The organism is Nonomuraea roseola, assembly GCF_039535395.1.
Lineage (GTDB): Bacteria > Actinomycetota > Actinomycetes > Streptosporangiales > Streptosporangiaceae > Nonomuraea > Nonomuraea roseola.
Genome location: NZ_BAAAXC010000006.1, coordinates 141,018 through 166,328, shown reverse-complemented (window position 1 = coordinate 166,328; position 25,311 = coordinate 141,018). Strand labels below are relative to the sequence as shown.

Sequence of the window (25,311 nt, the reverse complement as noted above, 5' to 3'; positions counted from 1 at the left end):
GACCCGCAGGAACGATCTCGCTGAGAACGGGGCTGGAGCCGCGTGTCGAGATCGTTCGGACATGGGTTCGTCGGCATTGGAGGCACCTGTTCGAGCACGAGTGTCAACAGACGCTCGTTATCGGGGTCCGGAGCTTCGGCGTGCTGGTGTGGGCGGTTCTGCCAGTGATGACGTCGTTCCGCTGGAGCGCCGGTTGCCACTCCAGCGTTGCGCGATGGTCTGCTCGATGCTGAGCAGGGCTTCGAGTTGCTGTGCGGACAGCGACTCGGTGAAGTGGCGGTGGATCGAGGCGAGATGGGCCGGGGCGGCCTCGGCGTAGACCTGCCAGCCGGACTCGGTGAGCACGATGTCGTCGCCGCGGCCGTCGAGCTGGCGAAGGTCGGTGGTGACCCCGAGGCCAGGGCCGCCGTGACGCTCGCGCTGGTGACCGGCCTGCGGTTGAGCGTGCGGGCCGGCCAGTGCACGGGCGAGGAGGCGGCGGCGCTGCTCACCGCCCATCTCGACGGGATGTGGTGACCAGGCGCGAGATGAGGCTGCTGGAGAGCTGGCCGGGCGTGTGGAGGCAGCCGACCGGGCCAGAAGCGAGGCGGTCCTGCTCGACATCCTTGCCGGCGGTGATGCCGGGATCTGGAGAGGACCCCGGTGACCACCTGTGGCTGCGCGGGTCGACATCCCGTCAGGCGGCGTCGAGGGCTTCGGTGATCTTGCGGATCATGTCGGCCATGGTGGGGCTGGGCTGGCCCTTGTGGGTCTGGGCGGCTGCTTCGATGGCGACGATGACGGTGCGGCGGAAGTTGTCGGCCTCTGCCGGAGTCTGCTTCTTGAGCAGGCTCATGGCTGCCGTCAGGGCCGGCAGCACCTGGTCGGCGAGTTCGGCCACGGACTTGCCGTACTTCACGCCCTTGGGCGCCTTGGTGAGCACGTGCCCGGCCAGGCCGGTCGCGGAGGTCAGGGCGATGGAGCCGTGGGTGGCGGCCCTGTGGGGTGAGCCGGCGGCGCCGGCGGCAGCCATCAGCGAGATGGCGCCCCACGCGGCGAGGCGGAGGGTGGTCTTGTCCTGGTCGGTGAGGGTGATGGACATGATGGTGTGCTCCTTCGAGTCTGACATCCAATGGAATGCGGTCCTGTTGGTGCCCGGGGGCCAGGGTTGCTCAGGTCGGGTCGCCCGAGCGGATCTCACCCGGCCTTGAGGGCTCCATCGCTGAACCGTTCATGGCGTCAACTTTCGCCGACCGCTCTGATACCGGGCCGTCGCCGTCCTGACACGACCGCTGACGCGACACCGCATCAGACCTGATCGCCGCGGGACCTCCGACGGCCTGGCGCGCCGCCCGACGCGGCCGTCACCACCGGGCTCCTGGCGACACCGTCGACGGCAAGCCATGTACGTGACAACGGGCTGCCATCACGTACGTGGAGCCGTCTTCCGATCATGGCCGAGCTGGGGACCCACCCCTCGCCGCGGTGCGCGATTCGGGCACGCCCGAGAGACGAACCCACCTTCTGCGGGCGACACACTGACCGTCAGTGGGATCGTGTGACTGGAGAGGTTGGAGGGGTGGAGGTTCCACGCGGGACCATGTCCTGACACGATTGGGTCATGGTGAGTATTGGTCAGGTGGTCATCGGCGTCGACGACATGCGAAGGGCCGTCCGATTCTGGAGCCAGGCGCTGCATTACATTCCCCGCTCAGGGGCGGTGACGGACGACTGGACCATCCTCGATCCCGTCAACGGTCTCGGCACCCCGCTCGCGCTCGACGTCAGCGTCTCCCCCGTGCAGGAACATCCGAGGATGCACCTCGACCTGTTCACCGAGAACGCGCTCGAGCACGCCGCCGAGGTCGAGCGGCTGATCGCCCTGGGCGCGCAGAAGGTCGACTGGGACCTCTATCCCGCCGATCCCGACTTCACGGTGCTCGCCGACCCCGAGGGCAACCGGTTCTGCGTGATCGACCTCAGCCACGGCTGACGGCCCGACCGGCGATTCGACAGAAATGTCCGCACGGTGTCAGAGGCCGTGGTGTAGCTGATACGGTCGGCGGACCACCACGTAAGACGCAATCCCGCATAGTGAGACACAGTATGGTCCAGGCCCCCGCCGCCGCGCAGCCCTCGAGAACGCGCATCGCCGCCGCCAGCCTCATCGGCACCGCGATCGAGTTCTACGACTTCTACATCTACGGAACCGCCGCCGCCCTGGTGCTCAACACCGCCTTCTTCCCCGAGATGGACAATCTGGCGGGCAGGCTCGCGGCCTTCTCGACGTTCGCCGTGGCGTTCGTCTCCCGCCCGCTCGGCTCGGCGATCTTCGGGCACTGGGGTGACCGCATCGGCCGTAAGTCCATGCTGGTCGTCTCGCTGCTGCTGATGGGCCTGTCCACGGTCGCGATCGGGCTGCTGCCCGGCTACACCGCCATGGGCGTGGCCGCGCCCGTGCTGCTGGTGCTGCTGCGGTTCACCCAGGGCATCGGCCTGGGCGGCGAGTGGGGCGGCGCGGCGCTGCTGGCCACCGAGCACGCCCCGCCGGGCAAGCGCGGCTTCTACGCGATGTTCCCGCAGCTCGGCCCTTCGGTCGGGTTCATCGCCGCCAACGGCCTGTTCCTCATCCTCGGCGCCGTCCTCACCGACGAGCAGTTCGTGAGCTGGGGCTGGCGGCTGCCCTTCGTCGCCAGCCTGCTGCTCGTGGTGATCGGTCTCTACGTCCGGCTGAAGATCTCCGAGACACCGGTCTTCCAGGCGGCGATGGACGAGCGGAAGATCGCCAAGGTGCCGTTCGTGGGCCTCATGCGCCACCAGTGGCGGCGCGTGCTGCTCGGCGCCGGCGCGATGGTCATCACCTACACCCTCTTCTACACCGCCACCACCTACTGCCTGTCGTACGGCACCGCGACGCTGGGGATCCCGCGCACCACGATGCTGGCGCTGACCATGATCGGCGTGCTGTTCATGGCCGCGGGCACGGTCGTCTCCTCGCTGGTCTCGGACCGGCTGGGCCGCCGCCGTACGCTCATCGCGGGCACCGGTGTCGCGATCGCCTGGGGGCTGGTGATGTTCCCGCTGATGCAGACCGCCTCCGTTCCGCTGGTCGGGCTCGCGCTGTCCGGGGCGCTGGCGTTGATGGGTCTGATCTTCGGCCCGATGGGCGCGTTCCTGCCCGAGCTGTTCCGCACCGAGTACCGCTACAGCGGCGCCTCCGTCGCCTACAGCCTGGGCGGCGTCCTCGGCGGCGCGGTCCCGCCGCTGATCGCCACCCAGATGCAGGCCAGCGGCCTCGGCGTGTTCTCCGTCGGCGTGTACGTCTCCGCCATGGCGGTCCTCAGCCTGCTCTGCCTGCTCGCCCTGCCCGAGACCGGCGAGGAGAGCATGTAGCGTCAGCCCTCGCCGAGTTGGCCGGGGAACATCAGGGCCAGCTCGCGCGGGTAGGCGGCGACCAGCCGCAGCTCGTCGTCGGTGAGGGGCCTGCCGCTCATCGCGTTGCACAGCTGGACGAGCTGGAAGGCCAGCTCCTCGTCGACGGGCTCGACCTCGAGCCCGTCCATGACGTGCCTGAACCCGGCCTTTCCGCCGTACTCCCCGGTCAGCACGACGCGCCCCCTGCGCGCGTGCCAGTCGGAGGGGAAGGGGCCGAGCGTGCTCTCGTCGTAGAGCTCGTAGTTGCCGTGGTCCTTCAGCGCTCCGTCGGCGTGGATGCCGGACTCGTGCGCGAACGCGTTCACCCCCACCCCCACCTGGTTGTACGGCAGCGCCTGCCCGAAGGCGTAGCTCGCCCACAACGCGAACCTGCGCGCCCACGACAGGTCGAGGGCGTCACCGATCTCGGCGCTCAACCCGAAGCCGTGGCGGAAGGCCAGGATCGTCGAGAGCAGGTCCGCGTTGCCCGAACGCTCGCCGATGCCGTTGACGCACGTGTTGATCCAGGCGTCCTGCCCCGCCTCCAGATCGCCGAGCGCGCCCGACACCGAGTTGGCCACCGCCATGCCCAGGTCGTTGTGGCAGTGGGTCTCGATCGGCATGGCCGTGGCGGCGGCCAGCTTGGCGAAGCGCTCGCGGATCCTGTCGGGGGTGTCGCCGCCGATCGTGTCGCAGTAGCGCACCCTGTCGGCCCCCGCCTCCTTGGCCGCCAGCGCGAACTCCAGCAGGAAGCCGTCGTCGGTGCGCGAGCCGTCCTCGGCGTTGACCCCGATCGTCTCCGCGCCCGCGTCCTTGGCCACCGCCACCGCGGCGGTCATCTCCCTGATGATCGAGGCGCGGTCCAGCCTGCCCCTGAACTTGTTCTGGATCATGTAGTCGGAGGTGGAGATGGACAGGTTGTAGTGCCTCAGCCCGAGCGGCACCGCCTTCTCCACATCGCCTGGCACGCCTCTGCACCACCCGCTCAGCCGCAGCTCTCCCATCGCCCCCGCCTGGGCCAACGCGACCTGGGCCCTGACGTAGGGAACCTCGTGGAAGAGGAAGGGGAAGCCGATCTCCGACTGAGCCACGCCGAGCCTGCCCAGGTAGAAGTTGACCATGGTCTTGCCGAACTTGGACAGGCCGGTGCGGGCGGTCTGCACGCCGTCCCTGTTGGTCACGTCGAGGAAGTGAATCTGTGGCATGAACCCACGTTGACATCATCACTCGACATGTATCAATATTGATTTTCGTCAATATTGGAGGATGCGGTGGAGTGGATCGACGCGGCCACGGCGGCCGAACGGCTCGGCGTGAAGCCCGCCACGCTCTACGCCTACGTGAGCAGGGGAGTGCTGCGCCGCAGGCACGGCGAGGACGGGCGGCGCAGCTTCTTCGACGCGGCGGAGATCGAGCAGCTGGCCAGGCGGGGACGGCCGCGCAACCCGCCCCCCGAGCTGGTCATCGAGTCGGCGATCACCGCGCTGGGCGTCGACAGGCCGTACTACAGGGGGATCGACGCGCTCGACCTCGCCAGGAGGAGCCCCTTCGAGGCCGTGGCCGCGTGGCTGTGGGGCGTCGACGAGGAGGACGCGCTGCCGCCGTGGCAGGGGGACCCGGAGGGGATCCGCGCGGCGGCCGAGGCGCAGGGGAGCCTGCCCGAGGGGTTGCTGCCGCTCGACCGGCTCCAGGTGATCACCACGGTGCTCGGCGCCACGGACTCGCTGCGCTACCAGCTCGACCCCGCCTCCGTCGCGGCGACGGGCCGCCGCCTGATCGCGGGCCTGGTCGACGCCCTCCCCGCCCAGCCCGGCGTGGACGCCCCGGCCACGCGGCTCGGCCGAGGCGCCCAGGAGACCTCGGCCATGGAGAGCGCCGCGACGTCCGACGCAACCCTCCCCGGAGTCTCCCGGCGTGCGGGGGACTCGGAGGATCACCCCCCGTCCGTGGCGGACGGCGGCTCACCGGGCAACGGAGGTTCAGAGGGTGGTGGGGGGTCAGGCGGTGGTCTGCCCTCGGGTGGGTTGATCGCGGCGCGGTTGTGGGGACGGTTGACGCCTCACGCGCCCGACCCCGCTCTCCTGTCCGCCCTCCAGGCCGCGCTGGTCCTGCTCGCCGATCACGAGCTGGCCGCCTCCACCCTGGCCGCGCGCGTCGCCGCCTCCGCCAAGGCCGATCCCTACGCCGTCGTCCTCACCGCCCTCGGCGTCCTCGGCGGCCCCCTGCACGGGGGCGCCTCCTACGGCGCCGAACGGCTGCTGGCCGAGGTCGCCGAGCCCTCACGCGCCTCCCGCGTGATCACCGAGCGGGTACGGCGAGGCGAACGCATCCCCGGCTTCGGCCACAGCGTCTACAAGAACGGCGACTCCAGGGCCACCGTCCTGTTCGAGATCCTCACCCACGCCGCCCCCGGCCACCCCGCGCTGGACGTGGCGCAGGCCGTCAGGAAGGAGCTGCGCCGCCGCAGGCTGCCCGACCCGAACATCGACTTCGCGCTGGCCACCCTCACCTCCCTGTCCGGAATGGTCCCAGGCGCGGGGGAGGCGATCTTCGCCGTGGCCAGGACGGCGGGCTGGCTGGCCCACGCGATGGAGGAGTACGCCAAGGGGACGCTGCTGCGTCCACGCGCCTCCTACATCGGCCCGCCCCCGCGCTGACGGCCGCCACCGGATGTTCACCCGCCGATCGCCCTGCAGCGTGTGAACCCCCGCCAGGGTCGTCCCGCAAGATCGACTTGGGGGTCGGGGTGACAGCGGAGTTCCTGGTCGGGCAGGCCTCGCTCGAGGCGGCGGCGGCGCGGGGCATGGAGGAGTCGGCCGTCGCGCTGCGGCACCACGCCGACGGCGGCGCTGCGGACGCAGGTCCTGCCGGTGGTCGACGGCGCAGTGACCTTCGCCGCCACGGACAACGCCGGTCAGCACATCGACGCGCTCCACGGCTACCGATCCGCGCGCGTCATGGTGGGAGGCCGCCAGGCGCCTCGCCCATCGGGTGAGGACCGCGGCTTCAGGATCTTCGCACCTGCCGGCAGAGTGGTCATTCAGCCGACATGATCCACGGGATCGCCCTAGTAGCCGCGAGTGCGGCGGGCGGCGGGCCTGATCCTGCGGGCCAGGCCCCGCCCGCGGAAGGCGCGCAGGATCTCCGCTCCCATGATCACCCCGGCGCCGATGCCGACGGCGATCGACAGCGCCTCGATCAGGTGCAGCGCGCCCGCGGAGACGTTGTCCAGGCTCAGCTCCAGCATGCCGCGGTACAGCGCGCTGCCGGGCAGCAGCGGGCCGATGGCCGGGATCACGAAGACGGCCGACGGGACCCGCACCCTGCGCGCGTAGGCTGTGCCGAGCAGGCCGACCACCGCGGCGGCGATCGCCGTCGCGCCGATCAACGGCACGCCGTGCCGGGCCAGCCACACGAACGTCAGCCAGATCAGCCCGCCGCCCAGCGCGCCGGGCAGCAGGTGGCGCGGCGGCACGAGCAGCGCCACGGCGAACGTCAGGCTCAGCCCCAGCGCCCCCGCCAGCTGCGGCGGCGCGAGAGTCAGCGGCGCGGACGGCACGCTCTCCACCGTGATCGGCACGCCCAGCCGGACCGCCACGGCCAGCGTGGCGCCGATCCCCGCGATCACCGCGGCCACGATGAACACCACCTCGGTCAGCCTCGCGGTCGCCGTGACGTATTCGCCCGCGATGCCGTCCTGGACGCACGCCACCAGCGGACGGCCCGGCAGCAGCGCGACCACCGCGCCGACCACCACCGCGGACGCCTCCACGGGCACGCGCATCGCGATGAGCAGGACCGCCACCAGCGAGCCGAACATGGCGGCCACGGCGAGCTGGAAGAACTCCGCCACGCCCCTGCGCCCCAGCCACGCTCCGGCCCTGTCACCCAGCACGGTCGCGACGAACGCCGCCGCCGCCACCGTCGGGCCGCCGCCGATCAGCACCGCCGCCGACGCCGAGATCAGCGCGAGCGCGGTCACCACCGCCCAGTCCGGGTAGACCCGCACCTGCCTGGTGATCCTCCGCAGCCGCTCCTCGGTCTCGCCGAGCGGCAGCTCACGCGCGCCGACCTCGCCGACCAGGTGGTGGACCGCGATCAGCCGGTCGTAGTCGGGGTGCCGCCTGCGCACCCGCCGCTCGGCCGTCGTGGCGGGCCTGCCGTCGTCGGGCACGTGCGACAGCGTGATGGCCGACAGGTTGACGTCCGCCTCGACGTGGCGCATGCCGTACGCCTCGAGGATCCTGCGCATGGCGCCGCCGACGTTCTCGGTCGCCTCGCCGCTGCCGAGCAGGAGCTCTCCGACCCGCAACGCCAGCGCCATGGCTCGATGCCCCTCGGCATCCGAAGCGGTGAATGTCATCGCACGGCGTCATACCCCCTGATCAGAGCTTTGATCAGTGAGGGGCGACTCGCCCCTGCCCACGTACGCGGCCAGGGCGCGGACCCTGTCGGCGTGCTGGTCGTGACCCACGATCACCGGAGGCTCGTTGTAGGCCATGGCGTCGGAGCTGCGCCGCAGCTTGATGTACTGCCCGCAGGCGTCGATCGCGTAGGGCTCCATGTCGTCCTGCAGCGCGCCGATCACCGTGATGCCGTACGTCTCGCCGATCCTGCGGAACAGCGCCACCGCCTCCCTGCGGTGCTCCTTGCCCAGGTTGCGCCCGAGCTCGTCGAGGACCAGGCACAGGTGGCCGCCGCCCGACGACGCGATCGCCGCCGCGCAGACCAGCTTGACCGCCTTCTCGTCCATGAGCGCGGTGTTGGCCCTGCGGTTGTACGGCACGAAGCCCTGTCCCTCGCCGCGCCGCCACTTCGGCGTGACCCGCCACTGCCAGCGCTGCTCGGGGTCGGCGGGCGCGGGGGGCACGGGGAACTCCAGCGTCGCGCCGTAGCCGCCGTAGGAGGTGTCGAGCTTCTCGAACTCCTCCGCCACCCGCGTCAGGCGCGACTTGATCGCCGCCGTCAGCGCCGCCCTGTGCACCGCGGTCGACTGGGCGGCCTCCTCGGCGCCCTTCTCCGCGGCCGACAGGTCGCGCTGCCGCGTCACGATCTGCGACTCGATCTGGCGGCGCTGGTGCTTCTCGTACTCCTCCTGCCCGCGCAGGTAGGAGGCCAGCGACCCGCACACCGCCGCGAACGTCGCCTGCTCCCTGCTGGAGCGCCCGGTGCGCTCGCTCATCAGGAAGCGCAGCTCCTCGGGCACCTCCTCCTCGTCGTCACCGGGGAAGGTGTCGCGGAAGGCGCTGTCGAGATGGCGTTCGGCGACCCGCCACCACTCCTCGGCCGAGCGCGGTCGCTCCTCCTCGGGCAGCGCCGCGATCCACTCCCTCGCCCCCTCGACGGTGCCGCCCCAGTCTCGGCCCAGCTCCTCCAGCCGCAGCCCGTCGCGCTCGGCCTTGACCCTGGCCGCCTGGTCGCGCGCCTGGGCGCGCTCGGACTCGTGCCTGCCCCTGCGGCCCTCCATCCGTTCGATCTCGAGGTCGCGGGTGCGGGCCCTGAAGTCGAGCGTGCCCGCCTGCTGCTCGGCCGCGGCGACCGCGGGGGTCAGCTCCTCCAGCGCGCCGGTCAGCTCGGCGAGCCTGGCCCGCCGCTCGGCCAGGCGCCGCTCGATCCCGTCGAGCTGGACGCCCGCCTTGGCGCCCTCCAGCCTCCGCTGGGCGGTCGCGACCCGCTCCTCGCAGGCCCCCACGACCTGGGCGGCCTCCTCCTGGACGTCTCGTGCCCTGTTGAGGCGCTGCTCGGCGGCCTTGATACGGGCCTCCCTGCCGGTGGCGACGCCGTCGAACGCGCCGACCACGCTGACGCCCGCCGAGCTGACCAGGACCGAGCCCGGCAGCCCCCGCAGGGCCTCGGCGGCGGCGGCGAGGTGGGCGGCGTCGACGATCACGGCGTGCTCGGTCGGCCATCCGCGCAGCTCGTCGAGGGCCGAGGCGCGTGTGTGATCGCGCGCCTGCTCGGCCACGTCGAGGGAGTCGAGCAGGCCCGTCGCGCTCACCCCCGCGGCGGCGAGGGCGGTGAGCTGGGCGGCGGCGGGGCCGCCCTCGGCGTCGTCGAGCGCCGCCTGCGCCGAGGCCACCTCGCGGTCGGCCACGCCCAGCGCCTTGAGCGCCTCGTTCAGCTCCACCCGCGCCGCGGCCAGCTCGCGCTCGGCGGTGGGCACGTCGCGCCCGTCGGCAAGGCGCCGTGTCTCCTCCAGCGACGGGATCAGGCCGCGCAGCTCGTCGGCGGAGTTCTCGGCGACCGCGCGGTCGGCGTCGAGCTTGGCCGCCCTCGACTGCAGGACGGCCAGCTCCTTGCGAGCCTCGACCACCATGCGGTCGAGGGTGTCGTCCTTGAGCGTGGCGATCTCGGCCTTGACCATCGCGATCGCCTCGGCCGCGCTCTCCTGCGCCGACTCCAGGGTCTCGAGCTGGGCGGCGAACGCCTCGTCGCGCTCGGCCGCCTCGGCCAGCCTGCGCGCCTGGCGGCCCCTCCAGCACCTCAGCGCCTCAGCCAGCCTGACCCTGGCCTGGTCGCGGCGGTCGAAGGTGGCCAGCAGGGCGCTCGACTCGGCCTCGAACTCCTTCAGCCGCTCGCCCGCGTGGGCGGCTCTGACGCGCCTGGCGTGCTCGTCGCGCCTGGCCTCACGCTCCTGCTCCAGCTCGGCGTCGAGGCCCGTCAGCGCGGCGATCGCCTCGAAGACCCGCTCGGGGGAGATCTCGTTGAGCGGCTGCGACAGCAGGTTGGTGGCCACCTTGCTGCGCACCGAGGTGGACAGGAACGACACGCAGCGGACGCGGTCGCCGTACAGGACCTTGGTGAGGTCACGGGCGACCACGTCGCGGCGGCCAGCCGACCTCGGCAGCGAGGCCCACACCTCGTCGGCCTTGGCGACCCGCTCGGCCTCGGAGCTCGCGGCGGCCAGATGGACGCCCTCGCGCCAGCGGATCTCCAGGTGCGGCGCCTCCTGGTTGACGCGCAGCCACACGGTGACCGGCCCGTCGGAGGCGTCGGGCTCGGGGAAGAGCGCCTCGCCGTCGGCCGGCGGTTCGGTGCCCTGAGGGCCGCTCGGTTCGGGGGTGTCGTAGCCGTCGCGCCCCGAGGGCCCGAAGACGCCCACGATGTAGCCGTGGTCGGCGCTGGCCCACTGGCGGCCGCCGGCGCCGCTGGCCAGCTCGGCGTTGAACAGCAGCTCGGAGACCGCCTTGGCGCCCGAGGCGAAGCGCCACTGCTCGTCGCCGAGCAACGCGGTGATCGAGGCGATGAACGACGACTTGCCCGCGCCGTTGGAGTCTTTCGGCCCCGCCCCGGCCACGACGATCAGCGTGCCGGGCACGGTCGGCACCGGATGGGTGGACAACCGTGAGATGTTGACCGCCTGCACGGCGATCAGCACCCGATCACCGACGACGTTCTCCGTCAGAGCCACTTACTCGTCCCCCGTCTTCCGCTGTGCTCGTACGGCCGCCGCGAGAGGCGTGTGCGGCCCCGCGGCGAGGATCAGCTCTTCCTGCAGGCGCCGCCGCGCCGCCTGCGTCAGGCGGTGGAACTGAGGACCTGGCACGTAGCCGCCCGCCTCCTCGCCCGCCTTCACCTGCGCGAGCAGCCCCGCGTGGCGCAGCACCCTCAGCGCCGCCTCCAACTCGCCGATCGGCAGCTGGGTGTGGCGGCGCAGCTCGTCGACCGGGGTGGCGTGCGGCGAGAGCCAGCTGTCCTCGGGCAGCAGCCCCTCCGCGCGCGGGATCGCCACCGAGTGGATCAGCACCAGCGTCAGCACCGCCCGCTCGCTCTCGCCGAGCGCCGTGCCCGTCTTCGCGGCCACGGCGTCGTCGTAGCCCGAGGTCCACCGCTCGCGCTGCTGGATCAGCGTGCGCCCGCGCCTGGCCAGCATCTCGGCCAGCACGCGGCGCGGCGCGGGATCCCTGAGCGCGGCGAAGCGTGACTCCTGGACGGGCTCGGCGGCGAACTCCAGCGCCATGAAGGCCGCCACCACCTCGGCCCTGCGCCGTTCGTCGAAGGCGTCGAGCAGGTCGTCGAACTCGGCCCGCGCGCCGTCGATCCGCCCGGCGTGCGGCTGCGCCAGGCTCTCGTCGTCGGGGCCCGCCGCCTCGACCAGGTCGGCGTCGCGCAGGACGGTCAGCTCTCCTCGCTCGGGCTCGGGCAGGCGGCGCATCAGCTCCTTCAGCTGCCCGTAGGACTCCACGGGCCAGGTGGCGCACCTGGGCCCCAGCCTGACGAACCCGTCGGCCATCACCACCCACGCCGAGTCGTGCAGGCGGCGCAGCGCCCCCACCGCCCAGTTGCGCATCACGTCGTCGGTGCGCCCGATCAGCGCCCTGTAGGTGTCGAGCACGCGCTCCACCGGCGCGGTCGCCCCCGGCCATGGGTCGGCGGACAGGTCGCTCCAGCAGCACTTCAGGCAGGCGGCCAGCACGCGCCTGGTCTCGCCGGACCGTTCCACCGGCGGCGGGCTGACCTGGTACTCCTCGAGCAGAGACGGCGTCACCCCGTCGGGCCACACGGGGACGCCCAGCCCCGCCAGCCGTACCATGCCCGCGGGGGTCGCGGCCCCCGCGGCGAGCGGCAGCGGACCCGCGGCCCTGGCCGCGGCGTGGGCGTGGGCGGCGGTCATGAGGTGCGCTCCAGGAAACCGTGCGACAGCCAGGCGGGCTCGTGCGAGGGGTCGACGGAGAGTTCGTCGGACCAGGTCAGCCGGTAGGGCAGCTCGGGACGCAGGTCGACGCTCGTCAGGTCGGCCAGCAGGCGGCGGGCGGCGGGCCAGTCGGAGGCGAGCAGGTCGGACAGCGCCACCCTGTCGGCCCCGCCCAGCGCGGACTCGGCCAGCTCGGCCAGCCGCTCGACGGCCGCGCCAGGCGAGCGGTCGAGGGAGTCGGCGGGGCCTGGATCGGGCAGGTCGGAGCGCGGCGGGGTGGGCTGGGCGGGCGCGGGCCTCGGGCTCTCGTCGACGGCGCGCACGATCGCGGCAGGGTCGTGCCACGGCGCGGGAGCGTCGAAGACGAACCCGTCGAGGACGGCGGCCAGCCGCTCCTTCGAGGCCGTCTGCGCGAAGGTGCGCCAGGTCTCGGAGGGCAGGAGCGTCAGGTTGCGCGTCGTGCCCGCGGAGTCGGCCAGCCGCCCCGCGGCGCGGCGCGAGGCGTCGCTGTAGGCGTAGATGGCCGCGCGCAGGTCGGTGCAGACCCTGTCGAGCTCGGGCCAGCGGGTCAGGATCGTGCCGTGGAGGTTCTGCGCGCGACGGGCGATCTCCTCGGTGCCCCACAGCTTGGGCGCCTGCTCGCGCAGCTCCTCGATGGTGCCGGTGGTGAGTGTGATCAGCTCGAGCGCCCACAGCCTGAACGCCCTGGCCAGGTTGACCGCGCTCTGCCTGGCCTGCTCCATCGTGGTGCGCGGATCGGCGACGTTGAGGTCTTCGAGCGCGAGCAGCCTGTGCATCTCCGACTGCCCGCCGTCGTCCATCATCCGCCTGATGAACATCAGCCCGACGACGCTGGTGAAGGAGGCGCGGTAGCGCAGCTGGTTGGGCTTGGGGAACACCTCACGGACGGCCCCGAGCCCCTTGAGCACGCGCAGCCTGTTGTCGAACTGGTCGGAGGGGTAGGCGCGGCAGGCGAAACGCATCTGCTCGTGCGTCAGCCACTCCTCACCCGCCTCCGCGAACGCGGCGAAGAGGGTCTCGGCGATGTCGACCATGGCGGGATCGTCGACGACCGCGCCGCTGTCGCGGGCCAGAGCCGCGAACATCCTGCGGTAGGTCGACAGCACCGCCTCCTCCGAGAGGGCGGCGTCGAGGGTCAGAGGCTGTTCGGACACGCGCTCTAAGGTAGGGCCTGGCCCCGACAGTCTTGGACCTACATCGCGGGAGTCCTGCCACCGGCTACGCGAGCACGCTAGGGTGAGCCCCGTTAAAAGGGGGACATAAGCGCATACGGGTGGAGTTGCTGTGCGTGGGGATAAGATCACCGCGCTGGTCGCGGGCGGGGTGGTCGCGGTCCTGGCGGTCGCCGCAGCCGTGTTCGGCGTGGGCGTCTCGAGCGCCAATCCGAAGCTGGCCGACGTGGGCGCATGGCTGTGGACCAAGGCCAGAGGCAAGGTCGTCCACGTCAACGGGTTGTCCGGCGAGGTCGACGGCTACCTGAACGACAAGCGAGGCCGGCCGATGAAGGTCGTCCAGGACGGCTCCAACGTGCTGCTCGTCGACGACAGCACCGGCTTCGTCAGCAGGATCGAGCCGAGCCAGCTCACCGTCTCCCAGACCAGGAACTTCGGCGCCGCCGGCCTCCAACTGGTCGTCAGCGGTTCCACCGCCTACGCCGTCGACCCCGAGGGTTCGGTCCAGCGGATCGACCCCGTCACGCTCAACTCCGTCGGCGCGCCGCTCGACCTGCCGGGCCCGCTCGGCTCGGCGCGCATCGACGGCGGCGGCAGGCTGTGGGTGCCGGTGACCGCGACGGGCGAGGCCGTGCCCATCAGGGCGGGAGTGAAGGAGCGGGCGGTCAAGGCCGGCGAGGCGGGCGAGGAGCTCTCCGTCACCATCGCGGGCGGCCTGCCGGTGATCACCAACACCCGCGCCGCCTCCACCGTCGTCATCGGAGCGGACGGCGGAGCGGGCGAGATCACGCTCCCCAAGGAGGTCGCCCAGGCCGCGGAGGGCGGCGTGCTGACGCCGGCCTCGACGGAGGGCTCGCTGGTCCCGATCCTGACGCCGGGACGGCACGGCCTGCTCGTGGTGATCGACACCATGTCCAACGCCGTCCTCACCACCAAGCTCGCCGTGACGGACGCGGGCGTGCCGCAGGTGCTCGGCACCAAGGTCTACGTCCCCGACCAGCGCACCGGCGCCATGATCGTCTGGGACACCGCGGCGGGCGGCGACCCCGTGCGCGTGCAGGTGGCCGAGCGGCCGGGCCCGATCGAGGTGTTCGTCAAGGACGGCCTGCTGTGGGCCAACGACGAGAACGGCGACAAGGCCGTCGTGATCGACCCCGAGGGCCGCAGGCACGCCGTCGACAAGGACGACACCGACGTGCCGGGCCCCACCCGCACGCCCAAGCCGCGCCCCACCCCGAAGACGGTGCCCAGCAGCACCGCGCCCGACCGCGACCCCGACCCCACGGAGAACGCGGAGGAGCCCACAAGGACGGCGGAGGCGGAGCCCAGCAAGTCCCCGCAGAACAAGCCCACGCCCTCGGAGACGCCCACCCCCACTCCGACGCCGTCGCGAACCCCGACCCCGACGCCGACCCCGTCTCCCACCGCTCCCGGCGCGCCCGGTTCGGTGTCGGCGAAGTCGGGCCCCGGCAAGGTCGACGTGATGTTCAGCCCTTCGACGGGCGGCAAGGTCGAGAAGTACACGCTCAAGGCGGGCGCCGGCAAGGTCACCCCCGAGTCGGTGGGTCCCGAGGGGCCCTTCCAGTTCGAGTACACCTCCGACCAGTGCGCCGACGTCTCCTTCACCGTCGTCGCGCACTGGGAGGGCGGCGAGGTGGAGTCGCAGTCGAGCGCGTCGGGCATGCCGTGCGTCGCGCCGGGGGCGCCGACCAACTTCCAGGCCAAGGCCAAGAACAAGGGCGCCGACCTGTCGTGGGGCGCGCCGGAGAACGCCGCGGGGCAGGGCGTCACCTACGCGCTGTCGGGAGCGGCCACCAACGACTCCATCCAGGGCACCTCGTTCAGCGCCGAGGGTCTGAAGAACGCGGCCAAACACGAGTTCACGCTGAAGGCGAAGAACGCGGCAGGGGAGAGCCAGACGACCGCCACCACCAGCGTCGACCTCGCCTACCCCAAGAAGCCCTACCAGAACGCCAACAACAACCAGACCAACTCGAAGATCCAGTGCGGCCCCCAGGGCGGCTGTGAGGTGGGCTCGATCCCGCAGGGCCAGTACATCTCGATCACGGTGATCTGCCAGACCAGGGGCAAGCCCGTGACGGAGTCGGAGACGGGGGAGACCACCGACGTCTGGAACCGGATCGAGTGGAACGGCGGCACCGCCTACATCAGCGACACGCTGATGGCCATCCCTGGAAGCGGGCTGGCCGCCGACGGTCTCTACGAATGCGAGAACTGAGTTGAGCTACCCCGACACCGCGGCCATGGCAGGGCAGTTCGCGCAGCGCTTCCAGCTGATGGCGGGCAACATCGAGCGCGCCATCCGAGGCAAGCGCGAAGCCGTCGAGCTGGCCCTGGTCTGCCTGTTCTCCGAGGGGCACCTGCTCATGGAGGACGTGCCAGGCACCGGCAAGACCACGCTCGCCCGCTCCGTCGCCGCCAGCGTCGACGCCGAGTGGCGGCGCATCCAGTTCACCCCCGACCTGCTGCCCAGCGACATCACCGGCGTGTCGATCTTCAACCAGGCGCACCAGAAGTTCGAGTTCCACCAGGGACCGGTCTTCGCCAACATCGTCCTGGCCGACGAGATCAACCGCGCCTCGCCCAAGACCCAGTCGGCGCTGCTGGAGGTCATGGAGGAGCGCCGCGTCACGGTCGACGCCGAGCCGCACCCCGTGCCCAGGCCGTTCATGGTGGTCGCCACCCAGAACCCCGTCGACATGGACGGCACCTATCCGCTGCCCGAGGCGCAGCTCGACCGCTTCCTCATGAAGATCTCCGTCGGCTACCCCGACCACTACTCGGAGGTCGAGATCCTCAAGGCCGGGCCGCAGGTCGACAGGCTGCCGCAGGTGGCCCGTGCCTCCGACGTCGCCGCGATGATCGACTTCGCCGGACAGATCCACGTCGCCGACCCCGTCTACGACTACATCGTCGCGCTGGTCGCCTCCACCAGGGCCAACCCCAACCTGCGCCTGGGCGCCAGCCCGCGCGCCAGCCTCGCGCTGCTGCGCGCCAGCAGGGTCAGGGCCGCCTCCACCGGCCGCCACTACGTGGTGCCCGAGGACGTCAAGGCCCTGGCGGTCCCGGTGATCGCGCACCGGCTCATCCTCACCCCCGAGGCCGAGCTGCGCCGGCGCACCGCCGCCGACGTGCTGGGCGAGGTCATGGCCGGAATGCCGGTACCCCAGGCGGCCTGACATGCTGACCCCGCTGGGCTGGGGCACCCTCGCAGGGTCGCTCGTCCTCTACGCCGTGGCGTACGTCCTCGGCTATCCCGAGCCCGCCGTCCTGGCCAGCGGCGGGCTGCTGGCGCTGGCCTGCGCCCTGGCGTGGACCGCGCCCAGGCCGAAGCTGGAGGTGCGGCGGGAGGTCACGCCGCTGAAGGTGCCGCGCGGCGACGCCGCGGTGGCCGTCCTGCAGGTGCGCAACCTGGGCGGCTGGGCGCTTTCGGGGCTGCGGGCGCGCGACAGGTTCGGCTCGGGCGAGCAGACCGTGGACCTGCCGCGCCTGCCCAGGCGCGCGCTCAGGACCGTCTCCTATCCGCTGCCCACGCACGAGCGCGGCGAGATCCCCGTCGGCCCTCTGCTGCTGATCCGCGCCGACCCGCTCGGCCTCACCCGCAGGGTCCGCGAGTACGGCGAGGCCGTCACCCTCCTGGTACGGCCCCGCACGGTCGCGCTGCCCGTCCCCCCTTCCGGACGCGCCCACCACCTGGAGGGCCCGACCAGCGACAACGCGCCCAGCGGCACGGTCACCTTCCACACCCTGCGCGAGTACGTCGTCGGCGACGACCTGCGCCACGTCCACTGGCGCTCCAGCGCCCGCACGGGCACCCTCATGGTCCGCCAGCTCATCGACGCCAGCCTGCCCACCACGACCGTCGTCCTCGACACCCGCGACCTGGCCGAGCTGTCCGTGGACGCCGCCGCCTCCGTCGCGCTGGCCGCCGCCCGCGCGGGCTTCCCCGTGCGGCTCATCACCGGCGAGGGCGTGCTGGCCGAGACCAAGTCCGACGCCGAGCTGGTTCTCGACCGCCTCGCGCTGGTGCGGGCCGGCGACGCGCGCGAGGCGGTACGGCTGGCGCGCGGCGGCGGCTCCCTCGTCCTGGTCACCGCCGACCCTGCCGAGGCCGCGAGGGCCGCGGCCGTCAGGAAGAGGTTCGACAGGGTGATCTGCGTGTTCACCGGCTCGGCCGAGGTCAGCGTGCCGGGGGTCGTCACGGTCCGCGTGGGCGACCTCGACGCCCTGCCGTACGTCTGGACCACCCGATGACCACCCCACCGCCCCCACTGTCTCAGGGCCCTTCACCCGCGTCTTCCTCGGGTCCTTCACCCGCGTCTTCCTCGGGTTTCTTGCTCGCGTCTGCCCCGGGCCCTTCACCCGCGTCGCCCTCGGGTCCCTCGCTCGCCTCTGCCTCGGGGGCGGACTGGGGGCCTGTGGGTGCGCCTGCCGCGGCGCCGCCCTCTGGGCCTTCCGTCGTGCCCGCCGCGGTGCCGCCCCCCACGTCCCCTGGGTCCTCCTCCAGGCGCGCTCGGGGAACCGTCTCGAGGCGGGACGGCGCGAGCGTCGCCGAGGTCGCGCTGTGGCGACGGATCGCTGGGCCGGCCGTCGTGGCGGCGCTCGCCGCGACCGCCGGATGGGGTTTCCACCGCGTCTTCCCCGCCGCCGAACTGCTGGCCGTCGTGGTCCCCGCCGCCCTCGTCCCCGCCGTCGTCGCCGGGCTGACCAGGAACAGGCCGCTGTGGCTCGCGCTCGTCCTGGACGTCGTCCTCTGGCTCGCGGCGACCGTCCCGCTCTACGGCACCTTCACCCTCGCCTTCGCACGTGATCTCACCAACTCCTGGCAGGCCCTGCTCACCACCCTGCTGCCCGCGCCCGCCGAGCCCCGGCTGCTGATCCTGACGCACACGCTGGTCTGGCTCGCCGCCGTCACCGGCGCCGAGACCCTCACCCGCACCCGGCTGAGGATCGCGCCCGCGCTGCCCGCCCTCCTCGTGTACGGCGTGGCGCTCGTGCTCGGTGTCGACGGCGAGGGCTCCAACCTGGCCACGTCCGCGGCACTCCTCGTCATGGCCGGCCTGCTGCTGGTGCTGCGCGAGGACAGGCCCGCCCTGTGGCTGCCGGCCGTGCTTCCCGCGATCGGCGTCGTGACGCTGGCCGCCGCGCTGCTAGGGCCGGTGCTGCCGATGGCGCGGGAGCCGTACGACCCGAGACAGGACGCCGAGCTGCCGCCGCCGGTCAGAGTCGACAGCGTCAGCCCGCTCGACAGGGTCTCGGCCTGGCTGCAGATCCCCGACCGGCCGCTGTTCACCGTGAAAGCCGACAAACCGCTCAACTGGCGGCTGGCCGTCCTCGACCGTTACGACGGCGTGCGCTGGACCTCCAGCGGCCGCTTCCAGCCGACCGGCGGCAGGGTGCCGTCGGACGCCTGGACCGGTGCCACCACGACCGTGCGTCAGACGGTCACCTTCCAGGGGCTGCCCGGCACCTGGCTGCCCGCCGCCGACCGGCCCGTGGCGGTGAAGGGCGCGCGGGGGCTGGCCGCCGATCCCGAGAGCGGGGCGCTGCTGACCTCGGCCGCGACGGGGAAGGGCTTCACCTATCAGGTGACCTCCGAGGTGGCCGCCCCCACGAAGGACGAGCTGCTGCACGCCGTGCCGGTGGCCGACCCCGGCCTGAAGGCGTTCCCCGTGGGCCCGCAGGAGAAGCTGTTCAGAAAGCTGGCCCAGGACGCCACGCGCGGAGCCGACGTGCCGATCAGGCAGGCCTACCGGCTGCAGAACTTCCTGCGCACCACCGCCAAGTACGACATCACCGCGCCCCCTGGGCACTCGCTCAAGGCGCTGGAGTTCTTCCTCGACACCACCTACCGGGGCACCTCCGAGCAGTTCGCCTCCTCCTTCGCGCTCATGGCCCGCACCCTCGGACTGCCCGCCAGGGTCGTCGTGGGCTTCCGGCCAGGGCAGGCGAAGGACGGTGTCTACCACGTGCGCTCGGGCGACGTCATGGCCTGGGCGGAGATCAAGTTCGACAAGCTGGGATGGCGGCCGTTCTACCCCACACCGGGCAAGAGTGGCGCGAAGGACGACCACGACGTCGTCTCTTCGGCGATCGAGGAGAGCGAGCAGCTGGAGGGGGAGTTCGGCCAGAGCGGCGCCTCCAAGGCCAAGGAGTCCGCGCCCAAGGGCAAGCCCGTGCCGGTGGCCGAGAGCACGTCGTACTGGTGGGTGATCGCCCCCGTCGTCGTGGCCGCCTACCTCCTGCTCGCGATGGTGCTGCCGTGGTGGCGTCGCCGTTCGCGGCGCGGGGCCACTCCCGACGCGCGACGGGTCATGGGCGCGTGGCACCAGGCCTGCCAGGACCTCGGCGTGGTCGGTAATCACTCACTCACCGCCTCCGAGATCGTGGCAAGGCACCCAGACGCCGAAGAACTGCAGCCGCTCGCCGCCCTCGCCAACCACGTCCGCTACGCCCCGGACACCGTCCCACCGCACGCCGCCTCCGAGGCCTGGCGCTACAGCGACGCCATCCGCGCTCACACCCGCCGAACCACCCCCCTCCGCACCCGCCTGACCCACCGCCTCAACCCAAGAACCCTCATCCGCCCCTGAACCTCGCACTCCCTGAACCCTGCACTCCCTGAACCTCTCGACCCCGCGCACCTCTTGACCTCTCGGCCCCGCGCACCCCGCGCACCCGCGCGCCCCCCGCGCACCCCGCCACCCCGCGCACCCCGCGCCCCCTCGAGCGCGACCTCGCGCCCCCCTCGTCCCTTCGTCCCCGCGACCCCGCACCCCACGCACCCCTCGACCCTCGCAGCCCTCGACCCTCGCACCTCTGGCCTTCCGCACACCTCGACCCGCGTCCCGTCCGGTTGTTCCAGCTTTTCCCGTCCCGGTGTTCGGGTCCTTTGAGATTCGCGCCCGGGTGTCGGGTCCTTTGAGAGGGCCGGATCGGAGCGGCTGGTGACCGGGGCGAGGGTGGGGGAGGGACGGGCAGTAGGCTCCCGGCTGTGCCGAACCAGACGCGCAGCGCCCGCATGACCGCCCAGCTCCTCCACCGGCCACCGGGGCTCGGCCCTGGGGAGATGGTGCGCCACCTGCTGGCCGTCCAGGCGCAGGACGTGCCCTCCGCGCTGCTCGCCTTCCGTGCCAGATCCGCCACCCTCACCGTCGCGCAGATCGAGGACGCCTGGCGGTCCCGCGAGATCGTCAGGGCGTGGGGCCCGCGCGGAACCCTCCACTTCGTGCACCGCGACGACCTGCCGTGGCTGCTCGCCCTCACTCGCAACGACACCGGCACCCTGCGCAGGCTCGCCCAGGAAGGTGTCACGGGCGACGACCTGCCGCACCTGATCGACCGCGCCCTCGCGGGACAGGGCCCGCTCACCAAAGCCCAGCTCGAGGAACGGCTCGCGGGTCGAGCCCAGGGCCAGGGCGTCGTCCACCTCGTGGCACTCGCCGCCTTCCACGGCCTCGCCGTCCTGGGGCCGCTCAAGGGCGGGAAGCCGACCTACGTCCACGCGGCCGACTGGCTGGGCGCGCCGATCTCCTTCGAGCCCGACAGGGACAGGGCGCTGGCGGAGTTGGCCGTCCGCTACCTGCGCGCCCACGCTCCCGCCACCCCCGAGGACCTGTCCGCCTGGTCGGGGCTGCCCGTGGGCACCGCCCGCACCGCCTTCCGGCTGGCCGCCCCCTCTGCCGTGGACGACGCGTCCGAGCCAGGCGGGGTACGGCTGGCGCCCGCCTTCGACGAGTACCTGATGGGGTGGGCGGACCGTACGCCGATCCTCGACGAGCGGCACAGGCGGGAGGTGTTTCCCGGAGGCGGCATCCTCCGCCCCGTCATGCTGGTCGACGGCGTGATCAGGGGCACCTGGTCCCGCAAGGGCGAGACGGTGACCCTCAGCCCCTTCGAGGAGAGCGATGCGCCTGAGCGGGAGAGCCCGGAGAACGGCGAGTTGCATGGGCGTGAGGGGCACGGGGAGATCGACCCGCATGGGCTGGTAAAACGCGCGGAGAACGACCTGCGTGTGGCGGAAGGGCTCGAGAAGATCGACCCGCGTGGGGAAACGGAACGCGCGGACGACCTGCGTAGGAAGGCAGAGCTCGGGAAGGGCGACTCGCGTGGGCAGGAAGAGCGGGGGGAGGACGGCTCGAGTCGGCGGGGGAAGCTCGGGGAGATCGGCCCGCAGGGGAGGGAGGAGTCTGACGGCGGTTCGCGGGGGGTCGGGGAGACGGGCTCTCCGGGCGGCGGCTCTCGGGGGTGGGCGGAGGAAGTGGCGGATGTTCGGGCCTTCCTCAGCGGCTCACCGCGCCTCTGATGCAGTGCGGCTTCGACCAGGCGACCGTGCTCTTCTGGCTGATCTCCAGCGCCGCGCCCACCAGGAAGCAGTAGCCGGTGTCCGGGTCGAGGCCCAGCACCCTGGCCGAGGTGGCGCCCGCCTCCATCGTCATGAGCTGCTGCCCGTCGGCGGGCTCGCGCTGCAGGACGAGCGGGTAGCGGCGGGTCTTCGCGGGCAGCGTCCACTGGACCGTGACCGCGGCCCCCTTGTCGGAGACCACCCGTAGCCTTCGGGGCGCCAGCGCGGCCAGAGCCGACTTGCTGATCTCGGCGGGCTTGGTCGAGGCCGACTGCGGCTGCTTGGAGGCCTGGGCTGTGGGCTGAGGCTGCTGGTCCTTCTCGGGGAGGACGACGGCGAGGACCGTTCCCGCGACGGCGACGGCCACGACGGACGCCCCGATCACCAGTTTGCCCCGCAACCGCGACCCACGCGATTCGACGGGCGTCGTCGAGGCATGCCTCCCCTCAGCCGCACCCACGCCACCCAGCGAGCCGCCGACGCCCAGGGAGCCCGCAGAGGTTGCGGAGCCCGCGCCGCTCACGGAGCCCATCGAGCCTGCGGGGCCCATGGCACCGAGATCCGCAGGGAAGCCGGCGGAGTTCGGGGACACCGGGAAAGCCGGGGAGTTCGGGGACGCCGGGAAAGCCGGGGAGTTCGGGGACGCCGGGAAAGCCGGGGAGTTCGGGGACGCCGGGAAAGCCGGGGAGGCGACGGAGTTCGGAGATGCCGGGAAAGCCGGGGAGGAGGAGCCTGGGGCAGCGGCGGAGTTCGCGGAGGCGGGGAAGCCTGGGAAGCCGGGGGAACCGGCGGCGGTGTCCGGGGAGCCTGACTGGTGGCGGGGGCCTGGCGATCGTCCCGTGGCCAGCGGGTCGAAGGGGGAGGGGGTCGTCGGCTGTCCCGAGCCGAAGGCGGGACCGGGTGACGCGGTGACGGGACCCGAACCGGGCGCGAACGGCGATCCGTCAGAGGGAGCGAAGGGCGAAGCCGCAAGAGACCCGTAGGCCGAGCCCGCATGCGCGGGAGGAGCATACGGGGAGCCGTCCTGGGAGGGAGGCACGTAGGACGGACCGCCATGCGGAGGCGGCGCGTAAGGGGAGGCGTCCGAAGGCGGCACGTAGGGGGAGGCATCCGAAGGGGGCGCGTAAGGGGAGGTGTGGACAGGAGGGGGCGCCTCCGCCATGGGGGCGGGCTCGGCGGACACCAGGTCCGTGACCGGCAGCCCGAGCGCCTCCTGCACCTCCCTCAACCGCCTCGCGAACGCCCACGCCGACTCGTACCGCTCGCCCGGCGCCTTGGCCATCGCCCGCAGGATCGCCTCCGCCGCGATCGGCGGCACGTCCGGCCTGTTGATGGGCGGTGGCTCACTGCTGAGCACCCTGAACATCAGCGGCGCGATCGAAGAGTCGGTCGGCGAGTGGAAGGCCGGCTGCCCGGCCAGCAGGTGGTAGAGCGTGGACCCGAGCGAGTAGACGTCCGACGCGACGCTGTGCGGCTGTCCGCTGACCACCTCGGGCGCCGCGTGCAAGGGGGTGAAAGCCTGGGACGTCGCCGACATCTCGGACGAGTCGACCACCCTCGCGACGCCGAAGTCGGCGATCGCCGGCTCGCCGTACCGGGAGACGAGGATGTTCTGCGGCTTGATGTCGCCGTGCAGCACCCCCGCCTCGTGCACCGCCGCCAGGGCGGCGGCCAGCTTCACGCCGGTGCGCAGCACGTCGGCCAGGGGCAGCGGCCCCTGCGCGCGCACCCTGTCGCGCAGCGAGCCGTTCTCGAAGAACTCCATGGCGATGTACGGCTTGCCCGCCCGCGTCGTGCCCGTGTCGAAGACGGTGACCACGTTCGGATGTCCGGTCAGCCGCCCCGTGAGCTGCAACTCGCGCTGGAACCTGCGCATGGTCCGCTGGTCGACCCTGTCGACGGTCAGGACCTTGAGCGCCACGACCCGGTCGAGGCGCTCCTGGTAGGCCTTGTAGACCACGCCGAACCCGCCCTGGCCCGCCGTGTCGAGCACCCGGTAGCCCGGGGCGTCCTCCCCTGAACGCACGCCGCCTCCCCCTGTTCCCCGGGCGAGTTTAGTGGGGTTTGCGGTGCTTGATGGGGCGTAGTGACATCAGAGCGAGGGCAGGACGGTCGCGGGCAGCATGAGCCACGCGCCGCCGACCACCGAGGCCGCCGCGACCAGCAGGAAGAACAGGACGTAGAAGCCGCCGGGCAGGAAGGTCAGCCTGGCGAGCTGGTCGGCGTCGGAGTCGGGCGCCTGGCCCCTGCGCCGCTTGCGCCTCAGCTCGAGAATGGGTCTGACCCCGCCGAACAGCAGGAACCACACCGCGACCTGCGCCACGACCATCTGGACGTCGTCGGGGGTGTACATCGACAGGGCGAACACCGCGCCGCCCGTCGCCAGCAGGATCAGCGCGCCGTACAGGTTGCGGATCAGCAGCAGCATGCAGACCAGGAACAGCAGCACGCTCCACACCAGCAGAGTGACCCGCCCCTGGGCGGTCAGCCACGCGCCGGCCAGGCCCAGCAGAGAAGGGGCCACGTAGCCGGCGAGCGCGGTGAAGACCATGCCGGGGCCCGTGGGCCTGCCTCTGGTGAGAGTCACGCCCGAGGTGTCGGAGTGCAGGCGGATGCCCTGCAGTTGGCGGCGGCTGAGCAGCGCCACCAGCGCGTGACCACCCTCGTGGGCGATGGTGACCAGGCCCCTGGTCAGCTGCCACGACGTGCGGTAGGCGACGATCACGAAGGCGGCCAGGGCCGAGAGCGCCACGAGCCACAGCTCGGGGGGCGGCTGAGCCTCGACCAGGTGGGCCCATAGCTTGTCCATCACGCATGACCCTATCCAGGTAAGGTCGCGACTGTGGCCATAGAACAAGATTCTGCCGTGCCCGGCTGGTGGCAGGCGCTGGGGCTGCCGGGACTTGTCGACCTGCACGTCCACTTCCTGCCCGAGCGGATGGAGCGCAGGGTGTGGCACCACTTCGACAACGGCGGCCCGCTCATGGGCCAGGGCTGGCAGATCCGCTACCGGCAGCCGGTGGAGGAGCGCGTCGCGCTGCTGACCGGGATGGGCCTGCGCGCCTTCCCCGCCCTGGCCTACGCGCACAGGCCGGGGATGGCCGCCGACCTCAACGCCTGGACCCTCGACTTCGCCCGCAAGGTGCCCGAGTGCCTGCCGTCGGCGACCTTCTTCCCCGAGCCCGGCGTGCTCGCCTACGTACGGCAGGCGCTCGACGACGGCGTCAGGATCTTCAAGATCCACCTCCAGGTCGGCGCCTTCGACCCCAGGCTCCCCGAGCTCGACCCGGTCTGGGGCCTGCTCGCCGAGGCGGGCACCCCCGTCGTGGTGCACGCCAGCTCGGTGCCCGTGCCGGGCGGCTGCGTGGGCGTCCAGCCGGTCAGCGAGGTCATGCGCCGCCACCCCCGCCTGCGCATGGTGATCGCGCACCTGGGGATGCCCGAGTACGAGGACTTCTTCGACCTGGCCGAACGGCACGAGCGCGTTGCTCTGGACACCACGATGGCCTTCACCTCCTTCGCCGAGCTCGGCATGCCCTTTCCCCAACGGCTCAGCCCGAGGCTGCGTGAGCTCGGTCTTGCTGGGAAGGTGGTGCTCGGCAGCGACTTCCCCACCATCCCGCACGCCTACGCCCACCAGCTCGACGGCCTGGAAGGACTCGGCCTGGGTGGTGACTGGTTGCGCGCCGTGTGCTGGGAGAATGCGATACGCATGATCTGATCAG

Annotated in this window: 18 protein-coding genes; 10 read left to right on the top strand and 8 right to left on the bottom strand. The window is 72.2% G+C overall.

Translation table 11 applies throughout. The features are described from left to right. Positions 1-207: 207 nt before the first annotated feature. On the top strand, positions 208-516 hold the full coding sequence (locus ABFX55_RS06460) for a hypothetical protein (protein ID WP_346118570.1): 309 nt from the start codon (positions 208-210) through the stop codon (positions 514-516). A gap of 160 nt (positions 517-676) precedes the next feature. Here ABFX55_RS06460 and ABFX55_RS06455 read toward each other — a convergent pair whose 3' ends face one another. Next, positions 677-1,081 carry a hypothetical protein gene (locus ABFX55_RS06455; RefSeq protein WP_346118568.1) on the bottom strand — a complete coding sequence of 135 codons (405 nt, stop codon included), beginning with the start codon at positions 1,079-1,081 and terminating at the stop codon, positions 677-679. 519 nt (positions 1,082-1,600) lie between these two features. On the opposite strand from ABFX55_RS06455, the gene ABFX55_RS06450 reads away from it, so the two are divergent. Further along, positions 1,601-1,972 (top strand): VOC family protein, encoded by a 372-nt coding sequence (locus ABFX55_RS06450; RefSeq protein WP_183645842.1) that lies wholly within the window; start codon positions 1,601-1,603, stop codon positions 1,970-1,972. A gap of 113 nt (positions 1,973-2,085) precedes the next feature. Next, positions 2,086-3,372, top strand: a complete 1,287-nt coding sequence (locus ABFX55_RS06445) for an MFS transporter (protein ID WP_346118566.1) — start codon at positions 2,086-2,088, stop codon at positions 3,370-3,372. A 2-nt stretch (positions 3,373-3,374) separates the two neighbouring features. On the opposite strand, the gene ABFX55_RS06440 is transcribed toward ABFX55_RS06445, so the two are convergent. Then, the gene (locus tag ABFX55_RS06440) at positions 3,375-4,598 is read right to left on the bottom strand and encodes a homocitrate synthase/isopropylmalate synthase family protein (RefSeq protein WP_346118564.1); all 1,224 of its coding nucleotides are present in this window, start codon (positions 4,596-4,598) and stop codon (positions 3,375-3,377) included. Between the two features lie 66 nt (positions 4,599-4,664). Between ABFX55_RS06440 and ABFX55_RS06435 the strand changes: the two genes are divergently transcribed. Continuing rightward, positions 4,665-6,050: a citrate/2-methylcitrate synthase gene (locus ABFX55_RS06435; protein ID WP_346118562.1), complete on the top strand. Its 1,386-nt coding sequence runs from the start codon at positions 4,665-4,667 to the stop codon at positions 6,048-6,050. Between the two features lie 410 nt (positions 6,051-6,460). On the opposite strand, the gene ABFX55_RS06430 is transcribed toward ABFX55_RS06435, so the two are convergent. From ABFX55_RS06430 to ABFX55_RS06415, 4 genes are read right to left on the bottom strand one after another with little or no spacing between them, the layout of a single operon-like run. After that, positions 6,461-7,756, bottom strand: a complete 1,296-nt coding sequence (locus ABFX55_RS06430) for a threonine/serine exporter family protein (RefSeq protein WP_346118560.1) — start codon at positions 7,754-7,756, stop codon at positions 6,461-6,463. Between the two features lie 9 nt (positions 7,757-7,765). Continuing rightward, entirely contained in the window at positions 7,766-10,804 is a 3,039-nt protein-coding gene (locus ABFX55_RS06425) for a coiled-coil domain-containing protein (protein WP_346118558.1), read from the bottom strand. Next, positions 10,805-12,007 carry a hypothetical protein gene (locus ABFX55_RS06420; protein ID WP_346118556.1) on the bottom strand — a complete coding sequence of 401 codons (1,203 nt, stop codon included), beginning with the start codon at positions 12,005-12,007 and terminating at the stop codon, positions 10,805-10,807. It lies immediately after the preceding gene. Further along, positions 12,004-13,203 (bottom strand): hypothetical protein, encoded by a 1,200-nt coding sequence (locus tag ABFX55_RS06415; RefSeq protein ID WP_346118554.1) that lies wholly within the window; start codon positions 13,201-13,203, stop codon positions 12,004-12,006. The genes ABFX55_RS06420 and ABFX55_RS06415 overlap by 4 nt, the downstream gene beginning before the upstream one ends. A gap of 130 nt (positions 13,204-13,333) precedes the next feature. On the opposite strand from ABFX55_RS06415, the gene ABFX55_RS06410 reads away from it, so the two are divergent. The 5 genes from ABFX55_RS06410 to ABFX55_RS06390 all read left to right on the top strand — a co-directional run bounded on the left by ABFX55_RS06410 (position 13,334) and on the right by ABFX55_RS06390 (position 21,547). After that, positions 13,334-15,460, top strand: coding sequence for a fibronectin type III domain-containing protein (locus ABFX55_RS06410; protein ID WP_346118553.1), 2,127 nt, complete (start codon positions 13,334-13,336; stop codon positions 15,458-15,460). Position 15,461: 1 nt separating this feature from the next. Next, the gene (locus tag ABFX55_RS06405; RefSeq protein ID WP_346118551.1) at positions 15,462-16,421 is read left to right on the top strand and encodes an AAA family ATPase; all 960 of its coding nucleotides are present in this window, start codon (positions 15,462-15,464) and stop codon (positions 16,419-16,421) included. Between the two features lies 1 nt (position 16,422). Then, a complete protein-coding gene (locus ABFX55_RS06400) occupies positions 16,423-17,496 on the top strand; it encodes a DUF58 domain-containing protein (RefSeq protein ID WP_346118549.1) in 1,074 nt (357 codons plus the stop codon). A gap of 338 nt (positions 17,497-17,834) precedes the next feature. Then, positions 17,835-19,835, top strand: coding sequence for a transglutaminase TgpA family protein (locus ABFX55_RS06395; protein ID WP_346118547.1), 2,001 nt, complete (start codon positions 17,835-17,837; stop codon positions 19,833-19,835). Between the two features lie 401 nt (positions 19,836-20,236). Beyond that, a complete protein-coding gene (locus ABFX55_RS06390; protein ID WP_346118545.1) occupies positions 20,237-21,547 on the top strand; it encodes a winged helix DNA-binding domain-containing protein in 1,311 nt (436 codons plus the stop codon). On the opposite strand, the gene ABFX55_RS06385 is transcribed toward ABFX55_RS06390, so the two are convergent. Together ABFX55_RS06385 and ABFX55_RS06380 are read right to left on the bottom strand one after the other, a co-directional pair. Continuing rightward, complete coding sequence (locus tag ABFX55_RS06385; protein ID WP_346118543.1) at positions 21,525-23,612, bottom strand: serine/threonine-protein kinase; 2,088 nt, start codon at positions 23,610-23,612, stop codon at positions 21,525-21,527. The two genes, ABFX55_RS06390 and ABFX55_RS06385, sit on opposite strands and share 23 nt — an antisense overlap. A 66-nt stretch (positions 23,613-23,678) precedes the next feature. Then, complete coding sequence (locus ABFX55_RS06380) at positions 23,679-24,395, bottom strand: M50 family metallopeptidase (RefSeq protein WP_346118542.1); 717 nt, start codon at positions 24,393-24,395, stop codon at positions 23,679-23,681. Positions 24,396-24,428: 33 nt separating this feature from the next. Between ABFX55_RS06380 and ABFX55_RS06375 the strand changes: the two genes are divergently transcribed. Next, positions 24,429-25,307, top strand: a complete 879-nt coding sequence (locus ABFX55_RS06375; protein WP_346118540.1) for an amidohydrolase family protein — start codon at positions 24,429-24,431, stop codon at positions 25,305-25,307. The last annotated feature ends 4 nt before the right edge of the window (positions 25,308-25,311 follow it).

Coding starts and splice junctions, on each gene's coding strand:
- ABFX55_RS06420 (WP_346118556.1), bottom strand. CDS start 12,007: ATGACCGCCGCCCACGCCCACGCCGCGGCCAGGGCCGCGGGTCCGCTG.
- ABFX55_RS06450 (WP_183645842.1), top strand. CDS start 1,601: ATGGTGAGTATTGGTCAGGTGGTCATCGGCGTCGACGACATGCGAAGG.
- ABFX55_RS06455 (WP_346118568.1), bottom strand. CDS start 1,081: ATGTCCATCACCCTCACCGACCAGGACAAGACCACCCTCCGCCTCGCC.
- ABFX55_RS06380 (WP_346118542.1), bottom strand. CDS start 24,395: ATGGACAAGCTATGGGCCCACCTGGTCGAGGCTCAGCCGCCCCCCGAG.
- ABFX55_RS06430 (WP_346118560.1), bottom strand. CDS start 7,756: ATGACATTCACCGCTTCGGATGCCGAGGGGCATCGAGCCATGGCGCTG.
- ABFX55_RS06440 (WP_346118564.1), bottom strand. CDS start 4,598: ATGCCACAGATTCACTTCCTCGACGTGACCAACAGGGACGGCGTGCAG.
- ABFX55_RS06445 (WP_346118566.1), top strand. CDS start 2,086: ATGGTCCAGGCCCCCGCCGCCGCGCAGCCCTCGAGAACGCGCATCGCC.
- ABFX55_RS06400 (WP_346118549.1), top strand. CDS start 16,423: ATGCTGACCCCGCTGGGCTGGGGCACCCTCGCAGGGTCGCTCGTCCTC.